Origin of the sequence: Sphingomonas sp. R-74633, from assembly GCF_013416555.1 — a bacterium.
In the GTDB taxonomy this organism is placed as follows: Bacteria; Pseudomonadota; Alphaproteobacteria; order Sphingomonadales; family Sphingomonadaceae; genus Sphingomonas.
Genome location: NZ_JACCFG010000005.1, coordinates 435,779 through 459,537, shown reverse-complemented (window position 1 = coordinate 459,537; position 23,759 = coordinate 435,779). Strand labels below are relative to the sequence as shown.

Annotated in this window: 22 protein-coding genes; 10 read left to right on the top strand and 12 right to left on the bottom strand. The window is 66.7% G+C overall.

Features of this window, described 5'->3' with window-relative positions; genetic code table 11:
• Positions 1–13 precede the first annotated feature (13 nt).
• The gene (locus HZY97_RS18330; protein ID WP_373684425.1) at positions 14–208 is read right to left on the bottom strand and encodes a hypothetical protein; all 195 of its coding nucleotides are present in this window, start codon (positions 206–208) and stop codon (positions 14–16) included.
• Between the two features lie 45 nt (positions 209–253).
• Between HZY97_RS18330 and HZY97_RS18325 the strand changes: the two genes are divergently transcribed.
• A complete protein-coding gene (locus HZY97_RS18325; protein ID WP_180147290.1) occupies positions 254–1,075 on the top strand; it encodes a class I SAM-dependent methyltransferase in 822 nt (273 codons plus the stop codon).
• Positions 1,076–1,148: 73 nt separating this feature from the next.
• Positions 1,149–2,180 carry a methyl-accepting chemotaxis protein gene (locus tag HZY97_RS18320; RefSeq protein WP_218943136.1) on the top strand — a complete coding sequence of 344 codons (1,032 nt, stop codon included), beginning with the start codon at positions 1,149–1,151 and terminating at the stop codon, positions 2,178–2,180.
• Positions 2,181–2,313: 133 nt separating this feature from the next.
• Here the strand turns inward: HZY97_RS18320 and phaR are convergent, their stop codons facing one another.
• The gene (gene phaR / locus HZY97_RS18315; RefSeq protein ID WP_180147284.1) at positions 2,314–2,895 is read right to left on the bottom strand and encodes a polyhydroxyalkanoate synthesis repressor PhaR; all 582 of its coding nucleotides are present in this window, start codon (positions 2,893–2,895) and stop codon (positions 2,314–2,316) included.
• Between the two features lie 88 nt (positions 2,896–2,983).
• Between phaR and HZY97_RS18310 the strand changes: the two genes are divergently transcribed.
• The 4 genes from HZY97_RS18310 (at position 2,984) to HZY97_RS18295 (ending at position 9,863) form a co-directional block, all read left to right on the top strand.
• Complete coding sequence (locus HZY97_RS18310) at positions 2,984–3,979, top strand: alpha/beta fold hydrolase (protein ID WP_373684432.1); 996 nt, start codon at positions 2,984–2,986, stop codon at positions 3,977–3,979.
• Positions 3,980–4,017: 38 nt separating this feature from the next.
• Entirely contained in the window at positions 4,018–5,199 is a 1,182-nt protein-coding gene (locus tag HZY97_RS18305) for an acetyl-CoA C-acetyltransferase (RefSeq protein WP_180147281.1), read from the top strand.
• Between the two features lie 331 nt (positions 5,200–5,530).
• Positions 5,531–8,782 carry a TonB-dependent receptor domain-containing protein gene (locus HZY97_RS18300; protein WP_180147278.1) on the top strand — a complete coding sequence of 1,084 codons (3,252 nt, stop codon included), beginning with the start codon at positions 5,531–5,533 and terminating at the stop codon, positions 8,780–8,782.
• A 91-nt stretch (positions 8,783–8,873) separates the two neighbouring features.
• Positions 8,874–9,863, top strand: coding sequence for a 2OG-Fe(II) oxygenase (locus tag HZY97_RS18295; protein ID WP_257215150.1), 990 nt, complete (start codon positions 8,874–8,876; stop codon positions 9,861–9,863).
• Here the strand turns inward: HZY97_RS18295 and HZY97_RS18290 are convergent.
• The 8 genes from HZY97_RS18290 to HZY97_RS18255 form a co-directional block, all read right to left on the bottom strand.
• Entirely contained in the window at positions 9,860–10,876 is a 1,017-nt protein-coding gene (locus tag HZY97_RS18290; protein ID WP_180147273.1) for an alanine racemase, read from the bottom strand. The two genes, HZY97_RS18295 and HZY97_RS18290, sit on opposite strands and share 4 nt — an antisense overlap.
• Before the next feature lie 49 nt (positions 10,877–10,925).
• Entirely contained in the window at positions 10,926–12,524 is a 1,599-nt protein-coding gene (locus tag HZY97_RS18285; RefSeq protein ID WP_180147543.1) for an MFS transporter, read from the bottom strand.
• A 42-nt stretch (positions 12,525–12,566) separates the two neighbouring features.
• A complete protein-coding gene (locus HZY97_RS18280) occupies positions 12,567–13,829 on the bottom strand; it encodes an NRAMP family divalent metal transporter (RefSeq protein ID WP_180147270.1) in 1,263 nt (420 codons plus the stop codon).
• A gap of 74 nt (positions 13,830–13,903) precedes the next feature.
• Positions 13,904–14,302 (bottom strand): nuclear transport factor 2 family protein, encoded by a 399-nt coding sequence (locus tag HZY97_RS18275; protein ID WP_180147267.1) that lies wholly within the window; start codon positions 14,300–14,302, stop codon positions 13,904–13,906.
• 61 nt (positions 14,303–14,363) lie between these two features.
• Positions 14,364–16,961 carry a methionine synthase gene (gene metH, locus HZY97_RS18270; RefSeq protein ID WP_180147264.1) on the bottom strand — a complete coding sequence of 866 codons (2,598 nt, stop codon included), beginning with the start codon at positions 16,959–16,961 and terminating at the stop codon, positions 14,364–14,366.
• Between the two features lie 142 nt (positions 16,962–17,103).
• On the bottom strand, positions 17,104–18,153 hold the full coding sequence (locus HZY97_RS18265) for a homocysteine S-methyltransferase family protein (RefSeq protein WP_180147260.1): 1,050 nt from the start codon (positions 18,151–18,153) through the stop codon (positions 17,104–17,106).
• 125 nt (positions 18,154–18,278) lie between these two features.
• Positions 18,279–19,193 carry a methylenetetrahydrofolate reductase gene (metF, locus tag HZY97_RS18260; RefSeq protein WP_180147248.1) on the bottom strand — a complete coding sequence of 305 codons (915 nt, stop codon included), beginning with the start codon at positions 19,191–19,193 and terminating at the stop codon, positions 18,279–18,281.
• A complete protein-coding gene (locus HZY97_RS18255) occupies positions 19,190–20,143 on the bottom strand; it encodes a metalloregulator ArsR/SmtB family transcription factor (protein WP_180147238.1) in 954 nt (317 codons plus the stop codon). Before HZY97_RS18255 ends, metF begins: the two co-directional genes overlap by 4 nt.
• Positions 20,144–20,263: 120 nt before the next feature.
• Here HZY97_RS18255 and HZY97_RS18250 point away from each other — a divergent pair, with 120 nt between their 5' ends.
• The 3 genes from HZY97_RS18250 to HZY97_RS18240 are packed head-to-tail and all read left to right on the top strand — an operon-like array spanning position 20,264 to position 21,620.
• Positions 20,264–20,518, top strand: coding sequence for a hypothetical protein (locus tag HZY97_RS18250; RefSeq protein ID WP_180147228.1), 255 nt, complete (start codon positions 20,264–20,266; stop codon positions 20,516–20,518).
• Positions 20,515–20,676 (top strand): hypothetical protein, encoded by a 162-nt coding sequence (locus HZY97_RS18245; protein WP_180147225.1) that lies wholly within the window; start codon positions 20,515–20,517, stop codon positions 20,674–20,676. The genes HZY97_RS18250 and HZY97_RS18245 overlap by 4 nt, the downstream gene beginning before the upstream one ends.
• Positions 20,673–21,620, top strand: coding sequence for an aldo/keto reductase (locus HZY97_RS18240; RefSeq protein ID WP_180147222.1), 948 nt, complete (start codon positions 20,673–20,675; stop codon positions 21,618–21,620). Before HZY97_RS18245 ends, HZY97_RS18240 begins: the two co-directional genes overlap by 4 nt.
• Positions 21,621–21,659: 39 nt before the next feature.
• Here the strand turns inward: HZY97_RS18240 and HZY97_RS18235 are convergent, their stop codons facing one another.
• Positions 21,660–22,067: a GFA family protein gene (locus tag HZY97_RS18235; protein ID WP_180147219.1), complete on the bottom strand. Its 408-nt coding sequence runs from the start codon at positions 22,065–22,067 to the stop codon at positions 21,660–21,662.
• 90 nt (positions 22,068–22,157) lie between these two features.
• Here HZY97_RS18235 and HZY97_RS18230 point away from each other — a divergent pair, with 90 nt between their 5' ends.
• Positions 22,158–22,850, top strand: coding sequence for a YafY family protein (locus tag HZY97_RS18230; RefSeq protein WP_180147216.1), 693 nt, complete (start codon positions 22,158–22,160; stop codon positions 22,848–22,850).
• Here the strand turns inward: HZY97_RS18230 and HZY97_RS18225 are convergent.
• A complete protein-coding gene (locus HZY97_RS18225; protein ID WP_180147213.1) occupies positions 22,847–23,674 on the bottom strand; it encodes a hypothetical protein in 828 nt (275 codons plus the stop codon). The genes HZY97_RS18230 and HZY97_RS18225 overlap by 4 nt on opposite strands.
• Positions 23,675–23,759: the final 85 nt, after the last annotated feature.

The window sequence follows — 23,759 nt, the reverse complement described above, 5'->3', positions numbered from 1 at the left end:
CCGGGCAGCCACTTTAGCGCATATTCAGCGCCAGGCTCACCAGGATCGCCGCGCCGATCATCGCCAGCACCTGGATCAGCTGCCACGGCACGAAGCCGACATCGTCGATCCGCTTGCGCTTGCTGCGGCGATGCTGCCCCAGCCCGCTGACCACCGCGAGCACCGCAGCGCCCGCCGCGCCGAGCCATAATTGTAGTTGCATCGTCACAAAAACCCCCCAAATGCGCGGACGACATCTAGGGAGGGAATTCCCATGCGCCAGACCCTGACCATAATCGCCGTGCTTACCACTGCCGTCGCCGTGGCCAGCGTCGCCACCGGCGCCCCGCGCACGCAGCGCTCCGCCCTCGCCGAAGCCGTCGCCTCGCCCAGCCGCACCCCGGCCAATGTCGAGCGCGACCAATATCGCCACCCGGTCGATACGCTCAACTTCTTCGGGGTGAAGCCCGGCAACACCGTGGTCGAGATCTGGCCGGGCGGGGGCTGGTACACCGAGATCCTGGCGCCACTCACCCGCGCCAAGGGCCATTACTATGCCGCGGTCGGCCCCGATTTCCCGAACGGCGGCAAGGCCGTCGAAGCGCTGAAGGCCAAGGATGCCGTGCTCTACGGCCATGCCAAGCTCGTCGCCTTCCCCGCCCAGGCCGGCCAGCCCAAGGTGCCCGACGGCAGCGCCGACGTCGTCGTCACCTTCCGCAACGTCCATAACTGGCGGATGGGCTATAAGCGCGACAACCAGGATTATTCGCTCGAAGCCTTCCAGCAGATGTTCGCGATGCTCAAAAAGGGCGGCACGCTCGGCATCGAGGATCACCGCCTGCCCGAGAGCGCCAGCGCCGAGCGCGAAAAGACCAGCGGCTATATGAAGGTCTCGACCGTGCGCCGCCTCGCCGAACAGGCCGGCTTCCAGTTCGTCGGCGCGTCGGAGATCAACGCCAATCCGCGCGATACCGCCGATTGGCCGAACGGCGTGTGGACGCTGCCGCCGACCTACCGGCTCAAGGATGTCGACCGCGCCAAATATGCCGCGATCGGCGAGAGCGACCGGATGACGCTCAAATTCCGCCGGCCGTGAAATTATCGTGCTAAACCGCGCATTAACCCGCAAGTCTTATCACTGACATGTGCCACGCCGTATTCGAACCCTATTGTCGGTCCTCCGCGAGGAAGTAGACAGCTACGCCGCGACCAGCGAGGAGATCGCTGCGCGCACCAATTTGCTCGCGCTGAACGCCGCGATCGAAGCCGCGAGGTCGGGCGAAGCCGGTCGCGGCTTCTCGGTGGTGGCACAGGAAGTGAAGGCGCTGGCCCAGCAGGCGCGCGGCGCCTCGATCGAATTCCGCTCCGAAGTGCGTGAGCGCCTGGCGATGGGCGCCGGCATTGCCGACGAGATGGTCAGCGAGATCGAGGGCACCCGCCTGGTCGAGCTCGCCCAGGCGCTGATCCAGAACGTTACCCGCCATCTTTATGGCCGCAGCGTCGATCTTCGCCTGATGGCCTCGGATGCCGAGATCATCGCCGCGCTCACCGACTCCACCGCCGAGACGATCGCCGCCGCCGATGCCCGGCTGGCGCTGCTGACCGCGACCTCGCCTTATTACGTCAACGCCTTCCTCGCCAATGATGCGGGCCGGGTGATCGCCGCTTCGCATCCGCATGCGCGCGTGCGCGGCGTCGACCTGTCGGGCGCGCCGCAATATCTGAACGCGATGCGCAGCCACCGCCGCGATGAGTGGTTCACCGACGAAGTGTGGCTCAACCCCTATTCGGACCACAGGGCGGTGCTCGTCTTCGTCACCGGCGTGCGCCCGCGCGGCCAGGACGGCCGTCCGCTCGGCGCGCTCTATCTCGAATTCGACTGGGAGGGGCATATCCCCGCGATCATCTCGGACGCCTCGCTGTTCGGCGAGCGCGACTGGGCGCGGACCAGCATCTCGATCGTTGACGAGCAGGACCGGATCATCGCCAGCTCTGCCGGCAAGCGCCATGGCGAGCATATCGCGCTGCCGCCCAACGCGGTGCGCGGCGCCGAAGTGCGCGGCGACAACACGATCGCCTTCGCCAGCGCCACCGATTATCACGGTTTCGGCGGGCTGGGCCTGCGCTGCGTGATCGAGCAGAAAATGCCGACACTGGAGGAAATCCGCGCGGCGCTGGGCGTGCTCAGGGCGCGGGGTTAGACCCGGCCCGTCATCCCTCGCCATAACCGTCATCCCGGCGAAAGCCGGGATCTCAGGCGACTGAGCGCGCGCTTGCGGCACGAGATCCCGGCTTTCGCCGGGATGACGAACCGGCGCTAGCGCGCCCGCTTCGTCACTTCGCCAGCTTCTCGATCTTGTCCTGCAGCCGGGCCAGCTCGGCCTTCAGCGCCGACACATCGTCGCCCTCCGCCGCCGGAGCGGCGCTCGGAGCCGCGGGCGCAGCGCCCGGAGCCCCGGGAGCGCCCGGATTGCCCTGCTTGAACGCCTGGGTCGCGGCCTCGAAGATTTCCATGTTGCGCTTGGCCATCTCGGCGAAGGGCGAGTTGGCGAATGCGCCTTCGACCGCCGACTTGAACTGCTGCTGGTTGCGGCGGAAGCTCTCCATCGAGGCTTCGAGATAGCCCGGCACCATCGCCTGCATGGAGTCGCCGTACAGCGCGATCAGCTGGCGCAGGAAGTTGACCGGCAGCATCGTCTGGCCGCGCTGCTCTTCTTCCATGATGATCTGGGTGAGGACATTATGGGTGATGTCCTCCTCGCTCTTGGCATCGACGACCTTGAAATCGCGCCCCTCGCGCGTCATCGCCGCCAGATGGTCGAGCGTGATGTAGGACGAGGTTTCGGTGTTGTAGAGACGCCGGTTCGCGTACTTCTTGATGATGACCGGACCAGTGCCTGCAGCGCTCTTTTTCATTTAAGGCCCCCGAGTGAGTGAAACATATCTATCATCGTTTCATTCTGCGGCGCAACACGGACCGCGCCCCCTGCCGCTGTTCCTTTCGCTGTTGCGCAGCGAAACCGCAGCATCGCCGGAGCGCAGGGCCGCCGCGCTCGCCGGACTAAAGGCCTATCAGGAGGCGCAGCGACCGCTCGAACGCGCGCCCAAGCCCGCCATCGCCAGCGCCGGCCGCGCCAGTTTGCGCGACTATGGCGGCAGCGGACCGGCGGTCGTGTTCGTGCCGTCGCTGATCAACCCGCCCTTCATCCTCGATCTCGCGCCGGGCAATTCGCTGCTCGAATGGCTGGCGACTCAAGGACTTCGCCCGCTTCTCGTCGACTGGGGCACGCCCGGACCGGAGGATCGCGACCAGGGCGTCGACCACCATATCACCGAGCTGCTGCTCCCGCTGCTCGACGCATTGGACGCGCCGCCCCTGCTCGCCGGCTATTGCCTGGGCGGCACGCTGGCGATGGCCGCGGCGATGTTGCGGCCGGTCCGCGGACTGGTGACGATCGCCGCGCCGTGGCGCTTTCGCCTGTATGGCGATCTCGCGCGCGCAGCCATTGCGGCGCAATGGGAAGCCGCCCAGCCGGCCTGCCAGCAGCTCGGACTCGTCCCGATGGAAGTGCTCCAGTCCGGCTTCTGGCAGCTCGACCCCGCCCGGACGATCGCGAAGTTCGAGCGATTCGCGCGCGCCGAGCCGGGCAGCGCGCAGGCGGCCGCCTTTGTCGCGCTCGAGGACTGGGCCAATGCCGGCGCGCCGCTCACCTATGCAGCGGGCGAGGAGATGTTCGAGCGTTTCTTCCGCGCCGATCGCCCGGGCTCGGGCCGCTGGTGGGTCGGCGGCACGCGCATCCTCCCCTCCCGCCTTGCCTGCCCGGCGACCGAGCTGCTCTCCACCACCGACCGGATTGTCCCCGCCGCCACCGCCGCGGGCCTGCCCGAACGCCAGAGCCTCGCGCTCGGCCATGTCGGCATGATCGTCGGCGGCCGCGCCCGAACGATGGTCTGGGAGCCACTGCGCGACTGGTTTCTTGCCGCAGCGCACACTAGATAGCGCGCAAACAAACAAGACCACCCGCAGGAGTCGTTCCCATGGCTAACCCGACCGACGTCGTCATCACTGCCGCCAAGCGCACCCCCGTCGGCGCGTTTCTCGGCGCCTTTGCCGGCACGCCCGCGCATGAGCTGGGCCGCATCGCGATCGAGGCCGCGCTCGAGCAGGCCGGGGTGAAGGGCGAAGAGGTCAGCGAAGTCATTCTCGGCCAGGTGCTCACCGCGGCGCAGGGGCAGAACCCCGCCCGCCAGGCCTCGATGGCCGCCGGCGTGCCCAAGGAAGTGCCGGCGTGGAGCGTCCAGCAGGTCTGCGGCTCGGGGCTTCGTGCGGTGGCCCTCGCCGCCCAGGCGATCCAGACCGGCGATTCGACGATCGTCGTCGCCGGCGGCCAGGAGAGCATGTCGCTCGCCAACCACGCCCAGGCGCTGCGTGCGGGTGCGAAGATGGGCGACGTCACTCTGGTCGACACAATGATCAAGGACGGCCTGACCGACGTGTTCAACGGCTATCACATGGGCATCACCGCCGAGAATCTGGCCGAGCAATATCAGGTCACCCGCGCCGAGCAGGACGAGTTCGCCGTCGCCAGCCAGAACAAGGCCGAGGCCGCCCGCGCCTCGGGCCGCTTCAAGGACGAGATCGCGCCGGTCACGATCAAGGGCCGCAAGGGCGATACGATCGTCGAGGACGACGAATATATCCGCGCCGGCGCCACCGTTGAGGGCGTCGCGGGCCTGCGCCCGGCTTTCAAGAAGGACGGCACCGTCACCGCCGCCAACGCATCGGGCCTCAACGACGGCGCCGCCGCGCTCGTGGTGATGTCGCGCGCCGAGGCCGAGAAGCGCGGCGCCCCGATCCTCGCGACGATTCGGAGCTGGGCCACTGCCGGCGTCGATCCGTCGATCATGGGCATCGGCCCGGTCCCGGCGTCGAAGAAGGCGCTGGAAAAGGCCGGCTGGACGATCGCCGATCTCGACCTGATCGAAGCCAATGAGGCCTTCGCCGCCCAGGCGCTGTCGGTCGGCAAGGAGCTCGGCTGGGATGCGAGCAAGGTCAACGTCAACGGCGGCGCAATCGCCATCGGCCACCCGATCGGCGCCTCGGGCGCCCGCGTGCTGACCACGCTGATCTACGAGATGGGCAAGCGCGACGCGAAGAAGGGCCTCGCCACGCTCTGCATCGGCGGCGGCATGGGCATCGCCATGTGCCTGGAGCGCTGAGCTAGCCTCCTCACCCCGCAGCGGCCGCGCCTTGCCGGGCGCGGCCAGCCTAGGCACCCGGGCGCAAGACTCGCCGCGCGATGGCGCGTTTCACCGCTCTCGATCTGTTGCGAAATGTTTCTGGCGCGTAAGTGTCTAGTGTCTTAGGCCGGTAAACCACATTCTGAATGTTACGTTAACCGCGGCACGTGTGAAATTTACCGGTCCCCGCAGTCGCTTTTCTGCAACACTGCCGGGTTAATTGCGCGGTGCAATATTTCTGTATCTTGCAGTACGGAAATATGTCCGGCTCATTGCACTCTTCGGGCATCCCGTCCGAGAGGGGCAAATAATGAAAATCTCTCGTCTGTTGAGCGCGACGGCGCTCGCAGGGTCGCTGTTCGCGGCCCCCGCCGCCTGGGCGCAAACCGCCAGCACCGCTCCGGATTGTACCGATCCGCAGAACGCAGGGCTCGCCGAATGCGTCACCAAGGACGAATCGATCGTCGTCACGGGCTCGCGCATCCGTCGCCCGAACATCGACTCGCCCGTGCCGGTCACTTCGATCGCCGGTGAGCAGTTCTTCCAGCAGGGCCAGAACAGCATCGGCGACACGCTGAACGATCTGCCGCAGCTGCGCAGCACCTTCGCCCAGCAGAATCCGGGCCTGGGCATCGGCATCGCCGGCCTCAGCCTGCTCGATCTGCGCGGCCTCGGCACGCAGCGCACCCTGGTGCTGGTCAACGGCCGCCGCCACGTTCCCGCGGACATCTTGAACAACGCCGTTTCGCCCGACGTCAGCTCGATCTCGAGCGACCTGATCGAGCGCGTCGAGATCGTCACCGGCGGCAACTCGGCCATCTACGGTTCGGACGCCATCGCCGGCGTCGTCAACTTCATCCTGCGCCAGAACTTCGAGGGCCTGCAGGTCCGCGGCCAGGCCGGCGTCGTCCAGGACGGCTATGGCGGCAACCAGCTGCTCTCGGCCATGTACGGCAAGAACTTCGCCGACGGTAAGGGCAACATCACCGTTCAGGCCGACTATTCGCGTGCCGACCGCGTCTTCGCATCGGACGTCCCGGCCTTCCGCAGCAGCGACGGCTTCGGCGTCATCGATTCGGATGGCGGCACCGGCATCGTGAACGGCGGCGACGGCTATCCCGATCGCGCCTTCTTCCGCGATTTCCGTGGCTCGACGATCCACTATAACGGCCTCGTCCCGGTCAACCAGCGCAACGCCGTCGGCGGCGCGTGCGGCAACGCCACCACCGCCAACAATGGCGGCCCGAACAGCCTGGGCGCGGCCTTCAGCTGCACCTACATCTTCACCGATGCAGGCCGTCTCGTGCAGCAGACCGGCACCCGCTTCGGCACCGGCATCAACAGCTCGGTCATCGGCGGCAACGGCCAGACCGGCCGCGAGGGCCACACCGTCTCGGTGCTGCCGTTCAACGAGCATTATAACGGCAACCTGCTCGCGCACTACGAAGTGGCGCCCGAGCTCGAGCTGTTCGTCGAAGCCAAGTGGAACCGCGTGAACACCGTCGGCAACAATGCCGGTCCGTCGTTCATCCAGGGCACCCAGACGCAGTTCGACTTCCGCGAGCGCACCCGCCTCGACAATCCGTTCCTCAACCCGGCCGACCGCACGACGCTGTCCAATGCCATCCTGGCTTCGGGCTGCCGCACCGACCTGTCCACCACCTGCCCGGCCGCCGGCAACCTGACCGCAGCGGACATCACTGCGATCGGCAACGGCAGCTATCGCTTCGTGGTCGCCCGCAACCTGCTCGACGTGGGTCTGCGCGACGAGCATTTCTCGCGCGATACCTGGCGCGTCGTCGGCGGCATCCGCGGCAACTTCAACGGCGACTGGAACTACGAACTGTCGCTGAACTACGGCAAGTTCCGCGAAAAGATCACCACCGAAGGCTATATCGATCGCCAGCGCTTCATGCTCGCGATGGACGCCGGCCTCGATCCGGTGACCAACACGATCAAGTGCCGTTCGCAATATGACCCGGCCTCGGCCGTGGCCATCCAGCGTACCGACGCCGTCTCGCTCGCGATCGCCGCGCGCAACCAGGCTCGCCTGGCCGCCGACATCGCCGCCTGCAAGCCCTACAACCCGTTCGGCCAGCTCGATAACAGCGCAGCAGTCTCCTATTTCAGCCGTCCGGCCAACAACAGCTCTGGTCTCCAGCAGCTGGTCGTGTCGGGCTTCGTTGCGGGTGACTTCAGCCAGTTGTTCGAGCTTCCCGGCGGCCCGGTGGGCTTCGCGGTCGGCGGCGAATATCGCCAGGAGCGCGCCTTCTACACCCAGGATCCGTTCGTCACCGACGGCTTCACCAATGGCGTGTCGATCCCGTCGTTCGTCGCGCCCGCCTTCCAGGTGAAGGAAGCCTATGGCGAGCTTAACGTGCCGCTCCTCAAGAACATGCCGTTCTTCGACGAGCTGACCCTCACGGGTGCAGGCCGCGTCGCCAGCTATCAGGGCGATGTCGGCACCGTCTGGGCCTATAACGCAGGCGCTGTCTGGGCTCCGATCCCCGATATCCGCTTCCGCGCCAACTATGGTCACTCGGTGCGTGCGCCGAACGTTTCGGAAACCGCCTTCCCGCTGGTTCCGAACTTCGCGCCGGGCTTCGTCGATCCGTGCCAGACCTCCAGCCGCGGCACCGGCATTCGCAACACGAACTGCATGGCCGATCTCAGCCCGACCCTGCTGGCGAACCTGACCGACATCAACCAGTCGCTCGGCATCATCAGCGGCTCGAATCCGTCCCTCAAGGCCGAGACTTCGAACTCGCTGACCGTCGGTGCCGTGCTGCAGCCGCGCTTCATTCGCGGCCTCAGCCTCACCGCCGATTACTACCAGATCAAGGTCAACGGCATCATCACCTCGCTCAGCGCGCAGACGATCGTGAACAGCTGCTATGACTCGGCATCGCTGAACAACATCTTCTGCGGGCAGTTCCAGCGTAACCGCGGCACGACCAACGGGCCGAACGGCGAAGTCCCGGGCCGCATCCTGTTCAACACGCTGATCTCGGCGCCGCTGAACTTCGCAGCCCGCGAACGCCGCGGCATCGACGTGAACTTCGAGTACCGGACCAATCTCGGCCCGGACGTGAAGCTCGGAACGAGCGTCATCTACGTGCACGTCCTGAAGAACAGCAACTATCAGGATCCGACCAACCCGAACTTCGAAACCAACAATCTCGGCCAGCTCGGCGATCCGAAGGATGAGTTCCGTTGGGATCTGAACGTCGAGACCGGTCCGTTCACCTTCGGCTACAACATGCACTATATCGGGCCGATGCTGGTGACCGCGTATAGCGATCTCTATCAGATCAACGGTATCGCCCCGGCGAATATCGACTATGCCGACACCCTCCGGTACCCGGAAGTGTTCTACCATGCCGTCCGCTTCGATTTCGACATCGGCAAGGACGGCCGTGGCCATCAGTTCAACTTCTACGGCGGCGTCGACAATCTGCTCGACACCCAGCCGCCGCTCGGTTCGACTGCAACCGGCGCGGGTAGCTCGATCTACTCGTTCCGTGGCCGCACCTTCTATGCAGGCTTCAAGGCTCGGTTCTGATCCTTCGAATTTGCTGCTAATCCGGGGACGGGGGGAAACCCTCGTCCCCTTTTTTATGGGCGCCCTTCCCCGGCGCCGAGCGAGGCTGGTTTTGGACCCGATACAGGCGGCAGAGGCGAAGCTGGCCCAGGGCCGTACCGACGAAGCCGTCGCTTTGCTCGCCGGCGCGGGCGATGCCGGCAATGCCGAAGCGCTTGCCGAGCTGGCGATCTGGCACCTCAACGGCAATCATATCCCGCGCGACCTCGCGGCCGCCCGCGCGCTGCTCCGCCGCGCCGCCACGATCGGCCATGTCGATGCCGCGCTGATCGAAGTCGCGCTCACTGCCAATGGCAGCGGCGCCGCGCCCGACTGGCCGGGCGCCCTCGCCCTGCTCCGCCGCGCCGCCGCGAACGATCCGCTCGCTGCGCAGCATCTCGAGTTGCTCGGCAAGATGGCGCTGACCGCCGACGGCGCCCCCGCCAGCCTGCCCGTGCCCATCACGCTGCATCCCAGCCCGCGCATCCAGCGCCTCCCCGATTTCTGCACGCCGATCGAGTGCGCCTATATCGCCTCGGTGGCGGCGCCCGCGCTCCAGCCGGCCACGGTGTTCGATCCCGCCAGCGGGCGGATGATCGCGCATCCGATCCGCGCCTCGGACAATGCTCCGATCGGCCCCACGCAGGAAACGCTGGTCGTGCAGGCGATCAATCGCCGCATCGCCGCCGCGACGGATACTGTGTTCGCGCAGGGCGAGCCGCTAACGGTGCTGCGCTACGGCCCCGGCCAGCAATATCGCCCGCATCTCGATACGCTGCCCGGCCCGGGCAACCAGCGCATCCGCACCGCGATCCTCTATATCAATCACAATTTCACCGGCGGCGAGACCGAGTTCCCGCTGCTCGGGCTCAAGATCGCGCCGCGGATGGGCGACCTTCTGGTGTTCGACAATGTCGATGCGGCCGGCGCACCCGAGCCCAGGAGCCGCCATGCCGGCCTGCCGATCATCGGCGGCACCAAATGGATCGCGACGCGCTGGATCCGCGCCGAGCCGACCAGTGCCTGGGCACTCTCCGCCGAAGCGCGGGCGGCTTCCGCCTAGTTCCAGATCCGATCGTAGCGCGGGCCGAGCCCGGTCAGCAGCTCATATTGCGAGAGCCCGCTCAGCGCCGCCGTCTCGGGCAGCGCATAGGACATCGCCACCCAATCGCCTTCGCGCAAGCCCGGCAACGCAGTCACGTCGATCGCGGTCAGGTCCATCGAGACACGGCCGATCAGCGGGAGCTTCACACCCTGCGCCATCGCCAGCCCCTTGCCGGTGAAGCAGCGCAGATAGCCATCGGCATAGCCGAGATTGAGGATCGCCACTTCGGTATCGGCGGGCGCGGTCCAGCTGGCGTTATAGCCCACCGTGTCACCCGCGCGCACCGTCCGGCGCTGGAGGATCTCGGCCTCGGGCGTCGCGACCTGGCGGATCGCGTCATGCCCGGCACGCTGCCACCCGCCATAGAGCGCGATGCCCGGACGGGTGAGGTCGAAGGCGTAATCGGCGCCGAGCGCGATGCCCGCCGAATTGGCCAGGCTCATCCGCTTCGCCTGCGTCCGCCCCTTGAGCGCGCCGAAATCGGCAAGCTGGCGCGCATTGAGCGGCACATCCTCGTCGGCCGAGACGAGATGGCTCATCAGCGTCTCGATCACGAGGCCCTCGAGCAGCCCCGCGCCGACTTCTGCGACCGAAACGCCAAGCCGGTTCATGCCGGTATCGACCATCACGTCGCACGGCTTCCCGGTCGGTTTCCAGCGTGCCACCTGCTCCGCCGTGCTCAGCACTGGCCGGGCATAGTCCGCGGCGATCGAGTCTTCGGGGCGCAGGCCGTGCAGCACCGAGACGTTGAGGCCGAGGTCCGCCAGCGCGCCCGCCTCGCCCCAGCTCGCGACGAAGAAGTCGCGGCATCCCGCCTTGGCGAGATGGTGCGCCACCGCGCGCGAACCCAGCCCATAGCCGTTCGCCTTGATCGCCGCGCCGCATGCAGCGGTGCCGCTGAGCTTCGCCAGGTGCCGCCAGTTCGAGACGAGCGCGGCGCTATCCAGCCGCAGGCGCAGGGGAGCAGTCATGCCTTGCGGTTACGGGGTGCGCCCGTGCGCCGCAATGGCCCCGACCCATTCAAAGATGGCGATGGACCTTGCGCGGAGGCTTCACCGTCTCCTGCAGCCCGAACGCCGTCACCAGCAGCGCCATCGCCACCACTGCCATCGTATACCACAGCCCGGCATAGGGATTGCCGGTGCGCGCGACGATGTACTGGCTGATGAAGGGCAGGAAGCCGCCGAAATAGCCGGTGCCCAGATGATAGGGGATCGACATCGACGAGTAGCGGATCCGGCTCGGGAACATCTCGCTGAGCAATGCCGCCACCGGGCCATAGGTCGCGCCCGCCAGCGCCATCAGCCCGAGCATCGCCAGCACGATCACTGCGATGTTGCGCGGCGAGGGCACGACCTTGCCGATATTATAGCCCGCCTGGGTCAGCGCCGCGTCGAGCCCGGCCGGGGCGATATCCTCCACCGGCACGCCGCCGATCGTCACCACCACCGCATCGGCCTTGAGCGTCTTGAACGCGATGCCCTTCTTGGAAAGCTGGTCGAGGATCAGGCCACAGGCATCGGCCTGCTTCGCCGCGAACGGATCATATTTGCAGTTGGGGCCGCGCACCACGACCGGCGCATGCTTCGCCGATTCCGCCAGCCCCGGATTGGCTGCGCTGCCGATCGTCCAGAACAACGGAAAGAGCAGCACCAGGGTCAGCGCATAGCCGATCACGATCGGCTTCTTGCGCCCGATCCGGTCGGACAGATGGCCGAACAGCACGAAGAAGCCGCAGCCGACCAGCGCCGATCCGCCGCAGATCAGCTGCGCCACGGTCGGCTCCATCCGCATCGGCCCGGTCAGGAACGACAGCACCGAGAACATCGAGGTGTACCAGATCACCGTCAGCCCCGCGGCGATGCCGAACAGCGCGACGAACAGGCGCGGGAGGTTGCCCGGATAGGTGAAGCTCTCGACGAACGGATTGTGCGCGGTCTCACCCGCTTCCTTGATCGCCTGGAACACCGGGCTCTCGGAGAGCTTGAGGCGCATGTAGAGCGACACTGCGAGCAGCAGGATCGAGAAGAGGAAGGGCAGCCGCCAGCCCCAGGCCTCCCAGGTTGCGGCGGGCATCGGCGCCTTGAACGCGAGCACCACCGCCAGGCTCAGGATGAACCCGCCGACCACGCTCGCCTGGATGAAGCTGGTGTGGAAGCCGGCGCGCCCGCCCGGCGAATGCTCGGCGACATAGATCGCCGCGCCGCCATATTCGCCGCCAAGTGCCAGGCCCTGCGCGACGCGCATGATCAGGATCAGCACCGGCGCCGCGATGCCGATCGCGGCATAGCTCGGCACCAGGCCGATGCCGGCGGTGGCCAGGCCCATCACCGTGATCGTGACCAGGAACGTGTATTTCCGCCCCATCTTGTCGCCGAGATACCCGAACAGCACCGCGCCCAGTGGCCGGAAGCCGAACCCCACTGCGAACGCGGCCCAGGCGAGCAGGCTGGCGAGCACGTCGTTGCCCGCCGGGAAGAAAGTATGCTGCAGGATGCCGGTGGCGGTCAGCGTGCCCCAGATGAAGAAGTCATACCATTCGAAGATCGTGCCCAGCGACGATGCGCCGATCACCAGCCGGATGTCCTTGCCCGTTGGCTCGCCCGCGCCCTCTGCCATCATCGTCCCCCCATTTTCCGCCGAGTTTAGCGGCTTGGGGCCTTATTGCCAGACCAGCATCGCCACCGCTGCCGCGCCCATCACCAGCGTCGCCGCCCAGCCGAAGAACAGCAACGGCCCGCGAATGCGGAAATCGCCCATCACGCTGCGCCGGGTAGCGATGATCATCATCACCGCCATGATCGGCACCGCCGCGAAGCCGTTGACCACCGCGCTCCAGAACAGCGCCTGCATCGGCGGGATGCTCGACCAGTCGAGCGCGATGCCGAGCAGGATCGAAAGCGCGATCACGCCGTAAAAGCCCGGCGCCTCCGTCACCCTGTGCTCCAGCCCGCAGCGCCAGCCGCGCGCATTGCTCACCGCGAAACCGGCCGAGCCCGCCAGCACAGGCACCGCGAGCAGCCCGGTGCCGATGATGCCGATCGCGAACAGCGCGAAGGCGAAGTCACCCGCCACCGGCTGCAGTGCCTTGGCGGCATCGGCGGCGGTGTCGATCTCGGTCACGCCCTGCAGATGCAGCGTCGCGGCCGCCGCGATAATGATCGCCAGCGCGATCAGGTTGGAAAAGGCCATGCCGACAAAGGTGTCGATCCGCATCCGCTTGATCTCGTTCGGCGCCTGCTCGGGCGCCTCGACCAGCGGCTTGGCGTCGTCGTCATCCTCGATCTCTTCCACTTCCTGCGCGGTCTGCCAGAAGAAGAGATAGGGGCTGATCGTGGTGCCGAAGATCGCGACCACCGTGGCGATCGCCTGCGGCCCGCTCAGGCTGGGGATCACCAGCCCCTTGCCCGCCGCCGCCCAATCGACATGCACCACCAGCAGCACCGCGACATAGGCGAACAGCGACAGCGTCAGCCATTTCAGCACGCGCGAATAGCGATGATAGGGGACCAGCGCCTGCAGCACGAGACTGAACAGCGCGAAGGCGATGGTGAACCAGTGATCGCCCCAGCCGACCACCAGCTGTGCCGCATCGCCCATCGCGGCGATGTCCGCGCCGATGTTGATCGTGTTGGCGATGAAGAGGACGGTGACGAGCAGCGTCAGCAGCCATTTCGGCAGCAGGTCGCGCATGTTCTGCGCCAGCCCCTGCCCGGTCACCCGGCCGATATGCGCGCTCACCAGCTGCACCGCAGACATCAGCGGATAGGTGAGCAGCATCGTCCACATCAGCCCATAGCCGAACTGCGCGCCGGCCTGGGAGTAAGTTGCGATGCCGCTGGGATCGTCGTCGGCCGCGCCGGTGATCAGGCCCGGCCCAAGCTGTTTTGCGACCGAGTTTTTTTCTTTGCGGCTATCGGTCATGCAGGCTCCGGGCAGCGGGACGAACGCACAACGTTATCCGATGCCGGGCGATCCGCAATCAACGCAGATCAGCGCTAGCCCAACAACGCCGCCATTTGCGCGGTATCGGTAAACTGCACGAGGCTGAGCAGCTTCCCCTCGGGACTGAGCTGCCACAGGTCGAGTATCTCGGTATCCACCGCCGGCCCGTCCCCCGCCGACACGCGCAGCCGCCAGTGGATCGCCGCGCGATTGCCCTCTACCACTGCGCTCACCCGCTGCAGGTCATGGAAACGGAACAGGTCGATCAACCGGGCCACGCTGGCTTCGGCATCGCATTCGCCGTCAGGCACATCGCCGATCAGCGCGCTGTTCGCGGCTATGCGGAAGCTCGCCTCGGGCGCCCAGTAGCGCGCCAGCGCCGCGCGGTCGCCCGCGATCCGCGCCACATAGGCATCGTCGATCAACTGCAGAATCTGGTCCCGGTCCGGCATGCTGCATCCTCCCCTGGGAAGACGCAGCATAACAGGTGCCGCGACCCGCCGTGAGTCGAGGTCAGTCCAGATTGGGCCGAAGCCAGCGCGTCGCCTGCTCCACATCGACGCCGCGCCGCACGGCATAGTCCGCCAGCTGGTCCTGCCCGATCCGCGCCACGCCGAAATACTCGGCCTGCGGATGCCCGAAATAGAAGCCGCTCACTGCCGCGGTCGGCAGCATCGCGAAGCTCTCGGTCAGCGAGATGCCGGTGCGCTTGTGCGCGTCGAGCATCTTGAACAGCAGCGGCTTCAGGCTGTGCTCGGGGCAGGCCGGATAGCCCGGCGCCGGGCGGATGCCGCGATATTGCTCGCGGACCAGCGCCTCATTGTCGAGCTGCTCGCCCTCGGCATAGCCCCAGAGCGAGGTGCGGACGAACTGGTGCAGCCGCTCGGCAAAGGCTTCGGCGAGACGGTCGGCCAGCGCCTTGAGCAGGATGTCGCTGTAATCGTCGATCGCGTTCTTGAAGCGCGCCAGATGCGGCTCGATGCCGTGGATGCCGACGGCAAAGCCGCCGATCCAGTCGCCGTCATGATCGATGAAGTCGGCCAGGCACATGTTCGCCCGGCCTTCGCGCTTGGCGATCTGCTGGCGCAGCATCGGCAGCGTGACGTGCTTCTCGTCCTCGACATGGACGATGATGTCGTCGCCCGAGCGGCGGCACGGCCACAGCCCGGCAACGCCGCGCGCGGTCAGCCACTTCTCGGCGATGATCTTGTCGAGCATCGCCTGTGCGTCGGCGAACAGGCTGGTCGCGCTCTCGCCGACCACCTTGTCCTCGAGGATCGCCGGGTAATTGCCCGCCAGCTCCCAGGCGCGGAAGAAGGGTGTCCAGTCGATATAGTTGCGCAGGTCCTTGAGGTCCCAGTCGAGGAACTCGTGCACGCCCGGCATGCGCGGCTTGCCCGGCTTGAGGCTCATGTCCGCCTCGAACGCATTGTCGCGCGCCTTGTCGATCGGCAGCAGCTCGCTCTGCCCACGGCCGGCACGCGCGACGCGCACCGCCTCATATTCAGCGGCGATCTTGGCGACATAATCGTCGCGCTGCGTGTCGGAGACGAGCGCCGTCGCCACGCCGACCGCGCGGCTGGCGTCGAGCACATGCACCACCGGGCCCTTATACGCCGGCTCGATGCGCAGCGCGGTATGCACGCGCGAGGTCGTCGCGCCGCCGATCAGCAGCGGCATCGTCATCTGTGCGCGCTGCATCTCCTCGGCGACGGTCACCATCTCGTCGAGGCTCGGCGTGATCAGCCCCGACAGGCCGATCATGTCCGCGTCATTCTCGTTCGCCGCCTCGAGGATCTTGGTCCAGGCGACCATCACGCCCAGATCGACCACTTCGAAGCCGTTGCACTGCAGGACCACGCCGACGATGTTCTTGCCGATATCGTGGACGTCGCCCTTGACGGTGGCCATCACCACCTTGCCCTTGCCCTTGGCGCCCGGCTCCTTCGCCGCCTCGATGAAGGGAAGCAGATGCGCCACCGCCTTCTTCATCACGCGCGCCGACTTCACCACCTGCGGCAGGAACATCTTGCCCGAACCGAACAGGTCACCGACCACGTTCATGCCGTCCATCAGCGGCCCCTCGATCACTTCGATCGGGCGGGCGAAGGCCTGGCGACACTCCTCGGTATCCTCGACGACATATTGGTCGATGCCCTTGACCAGCGCATGCTCGAGCCGCTTGGCGACATCCCAGCCGCGCCACTCGGCCGCCTGCTTCTCCGCCACCGCATCGGTGCCGCGATATTTCTCGGCGAGCGCGACCAGCCGGTCGCCGGCCTCCGGATCCTTGTTGAGAATGACGTCCTCGACCGCGGTGCGCAGCTCCGGGTCGATCTGGTCATAGACGTCGAGCTGGCCGGCATTGACGATCGCCATGTCCATGCCCGCGGGGATCGCATAGTACAGAAACACCGAGTGCATCGCCTTGCGCACCGGCTCGTTGCCGCGGAACGAGAACGACAGGTTCGAGAGGCCGCCCGAAATGTGGCAATGCGGGCAGCGCGCCTTGATCTCCTTGCACGCCTCGATGAAGTCGACGCCGTAATTGTTGTGCTCCTCGATCCCCGTCGCCACCGCGAACACGTTTGGATCGAAGATGATGTCCTCGGGCGGGAAGCCGATGCCGACGAGCAGCTTGTACGCCCGCTCGCAAATCTCGACCTTGCGCGCCTGGGTATCGGCCTGGCCGGTCTCGTCGAACGCCATCACCACCACGGCGGCGCCATAGGCCATGCACTTGCGCGCATGATCGAGGAACTGGTCGACGCCTTCCTTCATGCTGATCGAATTGACGATCGGCTTGCCCGAGACGCACTTCAGGCCCGCCTCGATCACGTCCCACTTCGACGAATCGACCATCACCGGGATCCGCGCGATGTCGGGCTCGGCCTGGATCAGCTTGAGGAAGGTCGTCATCGCCTCGTGCGCGTCGAGCAGGCCCTCGTCCATGTTGACGTCGAGCACCTGCGCACCGGCCTCCACCTGCTGCAGCGCGACTTCCACCGCGGCGGCATAATCGCCGTTCATCACCAGCTTCTTGAAGCGCGCAGAGCCGGTGACATTGGTGCGCTCGCCGATATTGACGAAGCCGGTGGAGAGGTTGGTCATGGTCTTCTTCTTCTAAGCTCCCTCTCCCCTCCGGGGAGAGGGCCAGGGAGAGGGGCAGTGTGTCTTCATTCGCCAGCGTCGGGAGAAGAGGCACAATCCTGCCCCTCTCCCAACCCTCTCCCCGATGGGGAGATGGCTATTTTTAAGCAGCCGCCATCGTGAACGGCTCGAGCCCGGCCAGCCGCGTGCGCACTTCGGGCACCGGGATCGGCCGCGCCGGCAGGTCCGCCACTGCATCCGCGATCGCCTTGATATGCGCCGGGGTCGAGCCGCAGCAGCCGCCGAGCACATTGACCTGCCCGGCATCGGCCCATTCCTTGACCAGCCCGGCAGTCGTCACCGGCGCCTCGTCATAGGCGCCCAGCTCATTGGGCAGGCCGGCGTTCGGATAGACCATGATCAGCGTGTCGCACAGCGCCGACAGCGTCTTCACATGCGGGCGCAGCTGCTCGGCACCGAACGAGCAGTTGAGCCCGATCGTCACCGGCTTCGCGTGGCGCACCGCGTGCCAGAAGGCCTCGACCGTGTGACCCGACAGGTTGCGCCCCGAAAGATCGGTCAGCGTCATCGACAGCATGATCGGCAAGTCGCGGCCCAGGTCGTTGCCCGCCTCGATCGCCGCCATGATCCCGGCCTTGGCGTTGAGCGTGTCGAACACCGTCTCGATCAGGATGAAGTCCACCCCGCCCTCGACGAGCGCGTCGATCTGCTCGCGGTACACGTCCTTCAGATAGTCGAAGTCGATCTCGCGATAGCCCGGATCGTTGACGTCTGGCGACAGCGACAGCGTCTTGTTGGTCGGCCCGAGCGCGCCGGCGACGAAGCGCGGACGCCCGTCCTTGGCCTCGAACTCGTCGGCGATCGTGCGCGCCAGCTTCGCGCTCTCGACATTGATCTCGCGCACCAGATGCTCGGCGCCGTAATCGGCCTGGCTGATCCGGTTGGCCGAGAAGGTGTTGGTCTCGGCAATGTCCGCCCCCGCCTCGAAATAGGCGCGGTGGATGCTCGCGGGCACCTCGGGCATGGTCAGCGCGAGGATGTCGTTATTGCCCTTCTGGTCGTGGCTCAGCCCCAGATCGCCGGCATAGGCTTCCTCGCCCAGCTTCCAGTTCTGGATCTCGGTGCCGAACGCCCCGTCGGTGATCAGGATGCGCTTGGCGGCTTCGGCCAGCAGTTTCTCGCGTGCAGTCATGTCATCTTCCTTCTCCCCTTCCGCTTGCGGGAGGGGTCGGGGGAGGGCCTGTCAATTTCGAGCGGAAGGCATGCGGCCCAGCACATCCCCTCCCCTTGCCCCTCCCGCAAGCGGGAGGGGAATTCCTACGCTCCCACCAGCGCCGGCATCTTCGGCCGCACGCCGAGCAGGTGGCAAATCGCGTAGCTCAGCTCGGCACGGTTGAGCGTGTAGAAGTGGAACTGGCGCACGCCGCCCGCATAGAGTTTGCGCGAAAGCTCGGCGGCCAGCGTCGCCGCGACCAGCTGGCGCGCGGCGGGGCGGTCGTCGAGGCCTTCGAACAGCCGCTCCATCCAGCCCGGCACCTGCGTGCCGCACATCGCCGACATGCGGACGACGCTGGCGAAGCTCATCACCGGCATGATCCCCGGGACGATCTCCGCGGTGATCCCCGCCTTGGCGGCGTCGTCGCGGAAGCGCAGGAAGGTGTCCGCCTCGAAGAAGAACTGCGTGATCGCCCGGGTCGCGCCCGCATCGATCTTGCGCTTGAGGTTGTCGAGGTCGTCCATCTGGCTCGGCGAGTCCGGATGGCATTCGGGATAGGCCGCGACCGAGATTTCGAACGGATGCAGCTTGCGCAGCCCTGCGACGAGGTCCGCGGCATTCTCATAGCCGCCCGGATGCGTCGCGTACTTCTCGCCGGCGCGCGGCGGATCGCCGCGCAGCGCGACGATATGGCGCACGCCCGCCGCCCAATATTCCTCGGCGACCTGGTCGATCTCTTCCTTGGTCGCCTCGACGCAGGTCAGGTGCGCCGCTGCCGGGATGCCGGTCTCGCGGGCGATCCGCGCCACCGTGTTGTGCGTCCGCTCGCGGGTGGTGCCGCCGGCGCCATAGGTGACCGAGACGAAGCGCGGATCGAGCGGCTTGAGCGTCTCGATCGAGTCCCACAACGTCTCTTCCATCTTCTCCGTCTTGGGCGGGAAGAACTCAAAGCTGACGTCGATATCGCCCGCCACGTCCGCGAACAGCGGCGCCGCCAGCGGGTCCAGATTACTCATGCGGCCTTCACCTTTTCCGTCACTTGCCCGGTCTTGCGACCCAGCCATAATTTCACCGTCAGCTCGCCGCCCTCCAGCGTTTCCACCTGGACGGGCGAGAGCCCATGCGCCTCGAACCAGCCGAGCACCTGCTCGTCCGAGAAGCCGAGGCGCGTATGCGCATCCTTTTGCCGCAGCTCCTCGCGCTCATGCGGCGCGAAGTCGGCGATCAGCAGCCGCCCGCCGGGGCTGAGCACGCGCGCCGCCTCGCCGATCGCCGCACCCGGCTGCTGCGCGAAGTGCAGCACATGATGCAATATAGCGAGGTCGGCGCCGCCATCCTGCAGCGGCAGCGCATAGAGATCGGCCTGGCGCAGCTCGGCATTGGCCAGCCCCTGCTCGGAAAGCTTGGCGCGGGCAAGCCGCAGCATCTCGGAAGAGCGGTCGATACCCAGCGCACGCTCGGCCCGCGGCGCGAACAATTCGAGCATCCGCCCGGTGCCCGTGCCGATATCGACCAGGCACCCGATCGGGCTGTCGCCCAGTGCCCGGCCCATCGCCGCCTCGACTTCGCTCTCGGCGATGTGGAGCGACCGGATCGCGTCCCATTCGACCGCGTTGGTCTCGAACCAGTCTGCCGCCGCGCTCGCCCGGTCGGCGCGCACCGCCGCCAGCCGGGCCTCGTCCGCCACCATCCAGTGATCGGCCTGGTCCCAGGCGTCGAGCGCCGCGAGCATCGGGTCCACCGTCGCCGCGGCGCCCATGCCGACGAACACCCAGCTGCCTTCCTTGCGCCGCTCGAGCAGCCCGGCGTCGCACAGGATCTTCACATGGCGCGAGACGCGCGGCTGGCTCTGCCCGAGCACTTGCGCGAGTTCGCCGACGCTCAGCTCCATCGAGCGAACGAGCGCAAGGATGCGCAGCCGCGTCGAATCGGCCAGGGCACGGAAGATGGCGAGAGCCTGCTGCATGGTCAGTTAGACATATAAAGATATCTTTATATGAGGTCAACGCATCGCATGCGCCTTGCACGCGAGTCCGCGCCCGATTAGCCCTTGGCCAAATCTGTTTTCGGCAAAAGGGACGCATCCATGCGCAAGATCTTCCTCCCGCTCGCGGCGGTCGCGCTGCTCGGCCTGTCGGCCTGCGGCAACAAGGCGAAGAACGAAGCGGCCGAGGCCAATGAATCGGTCGCCGGCGACAGCAACACGATGGGCGAAGCGGTAAGCGATGTGAACGCGGCCGAGAATGCCGCGTTCGGCGCCGCCGAGAGCAATTACGACCAGGCCGTGCCGGTGGGCAATGCCGCCGCCGACCAGGGCTCGGGCGACGGCGACACCGATTGATGCGCGCCGCGCCGCTCCTCCTGCTGCTCGCGCTCGCCGCCTGCGGGCGCGGCGGCACCGACGATAATAAGGGCGGGCTGAGCGCCAGCGAGGCGCGCCAGCTCGACGCGGCAGCCGCGTCGATCGACGTCAACGCCAGCAACGGGACAGCACAATGAACCTTCGTGACCTCGGCGCCAGCGGCATCCGGACACCTTCGCTGATCCTCGGCGGCAACGTCTTCGGCTGGACCGCGGACAAGGCGACCAGCTTCGCCGTGCTCGATCGCTTCGCCGAAGCCGGCGGCACGCTGATCGACACCGCCGATGTCTATTCGGCCTGGGTACCCGGCCATCAGGGCGGCGAGTCCGAGAGCATCATCGGCGAATGGCTCGCGCAGCCCGGCAAGGCTGGTCGGGTCCAGATCGCCACCAAGGTCGGCATGCTCGACGGCGAGGGCGGCACCAAGCTCGCCCCCGCGCGCATCGCCGCCGCCTGCGACGCCAGCCTCAAGCGGCTCGGCGTCGAGATGATCGACCTCTATTTCGCGCATCAGGACGATGAGGACGTGCCGCAGGAAGACGTCCTCGCGGCGTTCGATGCGCTGATCAAGGCGGGCAAGGTCCAGGCGATCGGCGCCTCCAACTTCCACGCCGCGCGCCTCAAGTCCGCACTCGACATCGCCACGCGCGAGGGCCTGCCGCATTACCGCGCGCTGCAGAACGAATATCATCTGCTCAGCCGCCACAAATATGAGGGCGAGCTGCAGGACCTGTGCGTCCAGTATAATGTCGGCGCCGTGCCCTTTTACGGGCTCGCCTCGGGCTATCTCACCGGCAAATACCGCAGCGAAGCCGATCTCGGGAAGAGCGTGCGCGGCGGCCGGATGACGGCGTTCATGGAAGCCAAGGGCCCCGCGATGCTCGCCGCGATGGACCAGATCGCCGCCGAGACCGGCGCCACCCTCGCCCAGATCGCGCTCGCCTGGGTCGCCGCCCAGCCCGGCATCACCGCCCCGATCGCCAGCGCCACCTCGCTCGCGCAGGTCGACGAGCTGGTGGGGTCGTGGGACCTCACCCTCACCCCCGCCCAGCTCGACACGCTGACGGCGGTGGGGGCCTGAAAAACCCCTCTCCCGCGAAAGCGGGAGAGGGAAAGTGGATCACAAAATCCCCTTCTCCGCCGGCTCCTGCCACCACGCATCGTGCAGCCCGTCGCCATAATTGACCGGCGCCGCCTCGAGCTCGGCCAGCGGCACATCGTCGAGGCACATCACCTGCACCGAGACGAACGCCCCACCGATCTGCTCGACATAGCCGTCACCGAACGGCGCGATCCCGCAATAGACGCAGAAGCGGTGATGCCCCTGCTTCGTCCCGAACTGATATTCGCCCAGCGCGTCGCTCCCCTTGCGCAGCCGGAACTGGTCGGGCTTGAGCAGCACGCCCCAGTTGCGGCGCTTGCGACAATAAGTGCAGTTACACTTGCCCGTGCCCGCCGCGAGATCCACGTCCGCCTCGAACGCCACCGCGCCGCAGTGGCAGCTGCCCTGATAGGTCTTGGTCGCCATGTCGTATCTCCCGTTTTCGTGAACCCGGGCTCGACCTACTGCCACACTGCTGCCAGCATGGTGTCAGCAGCCTGGCAGTAGGGTCTCGAAATGCGCAAAGCCGATCGCCTCTTCCAGATCGTCCAGATCCTCCGCCGCCACGCGCGGCCGGTAACCGCAGACGAAATCGCCGCCGAGCTCGAGACCTCGAAACGCTCGGTCTATCGCGACATGGCCGCCCTGATCGGCCAGCGCGTGCCGATCCGCGGCGAGGCGGGGATGGGCTATGTCCTCGAAAGCGGGTTCGACCTGCCGCCGCTGATGCTCACCGCCGACGAGATCGACGCGGTCGCGCTCGGCGCCACCTGGGTCGCGGGGCACGCCGACGAAGGACTCGCCCGCGCCGCGAGCGACCTGCTCGCCAAGATCGCCGCGGTGCTGCCCGAGGAGATGCGCCCGTTCCTCGGCAACCCCGCGATGCGCGCCGTACCTGCCTGGGATCGCCCGACCGACGGCATCGACGCCGCCGAGCTGCGCGCCTGGATCCGCGCGGGCCGCAAGCTCCATCTCGATTATGCCGACGAGCAGGGCCGCCCCACCCAGCGCACCGTCTGGCCGCTGATGATCGGCTATGCCGATGCCACGCGCATCCTCGTTGCCTGGTGCGAACTGCGCAGTGACTTCCGCACCTTCCGGCTCGATCGCATCGCCGGGGCGACCTTCCTCGACGACCTGATCCCCGGCAGCCCTGCCCAACTCCGCGCCCGCTGGCTCAAATCGGTGCGCGAGCAGGCGCCGGGCTAGGCGGCCGGCTGGAACTCGAACCGGGTCACCGTCACCGATTGCGGCCCGGCCGGCGCCTCGCCGTGCATCAGCCAGAGATTGAGATGCAGCCGCTCGCAGCTGGTCTCGGTGTGATCGGGGATCAGCTTCGCGAAGGTCGGATCCTGCGCCGGCGACCATTTCGCGATCAGGTTCTGTTCGGGCGGCGGGTTCTCCAGCGACCAGTCCCCGCTGTAGCAGGAGAAGGCGGCGACGCGCCAGGAGTCGGAACCGACATGCCAGTCGTTGACGATCGTGATCATCTGCGTCCCCGGCGGTATCTTGAGATATTCCACCGGATGCGGCTTGTAGTCGCCAAAGGGCTGCAGCGTGAACTGCGCATTGCCCTCGCCGCTGCGCAGCACTTCGAGAAAGTCGATTTCCCGGTGCACATTCGGGCCGTTGCTCGGCGGCGCCTTCGAATATTGGTAGAGGAACACCCCGAAGATCGCATGGGGGTCGAGGTCGGAAAAGGACCCGCCATCGGCGCGCGCGGTGACGAGGTATTTGCCATAGCCAAGCTTGTCCATCAGCACGAGCTCAGACGTGCGCCACGCCGCCGGATCGTCGCCGGGGACGATCTGCAGCCGCACCCCGTCCGCGCCATTCTCGACTAGCCTGGGATCGAAGATCGACTTGAACGGCTCCCAGACATAGGTGCCCTGCGCCTGGGTCCAGTGATAATTGATCCACCACTGCCTGCCGGCAAAGGTGATGAAGGGATTGCCGTCAGGGCAATATCCCGTTGCTGCGGGGTTGTTGGTGTTCTGCGGCTGGAAATACGCATCGTCATCATAGTCGGACATGCCCGCTCTCCGCACCGAAAATGGAAAACCCCACGCGCATTCCTACCGGGGAAGGCCCGGCACTGGCCAATCGTTTTGCAACCGA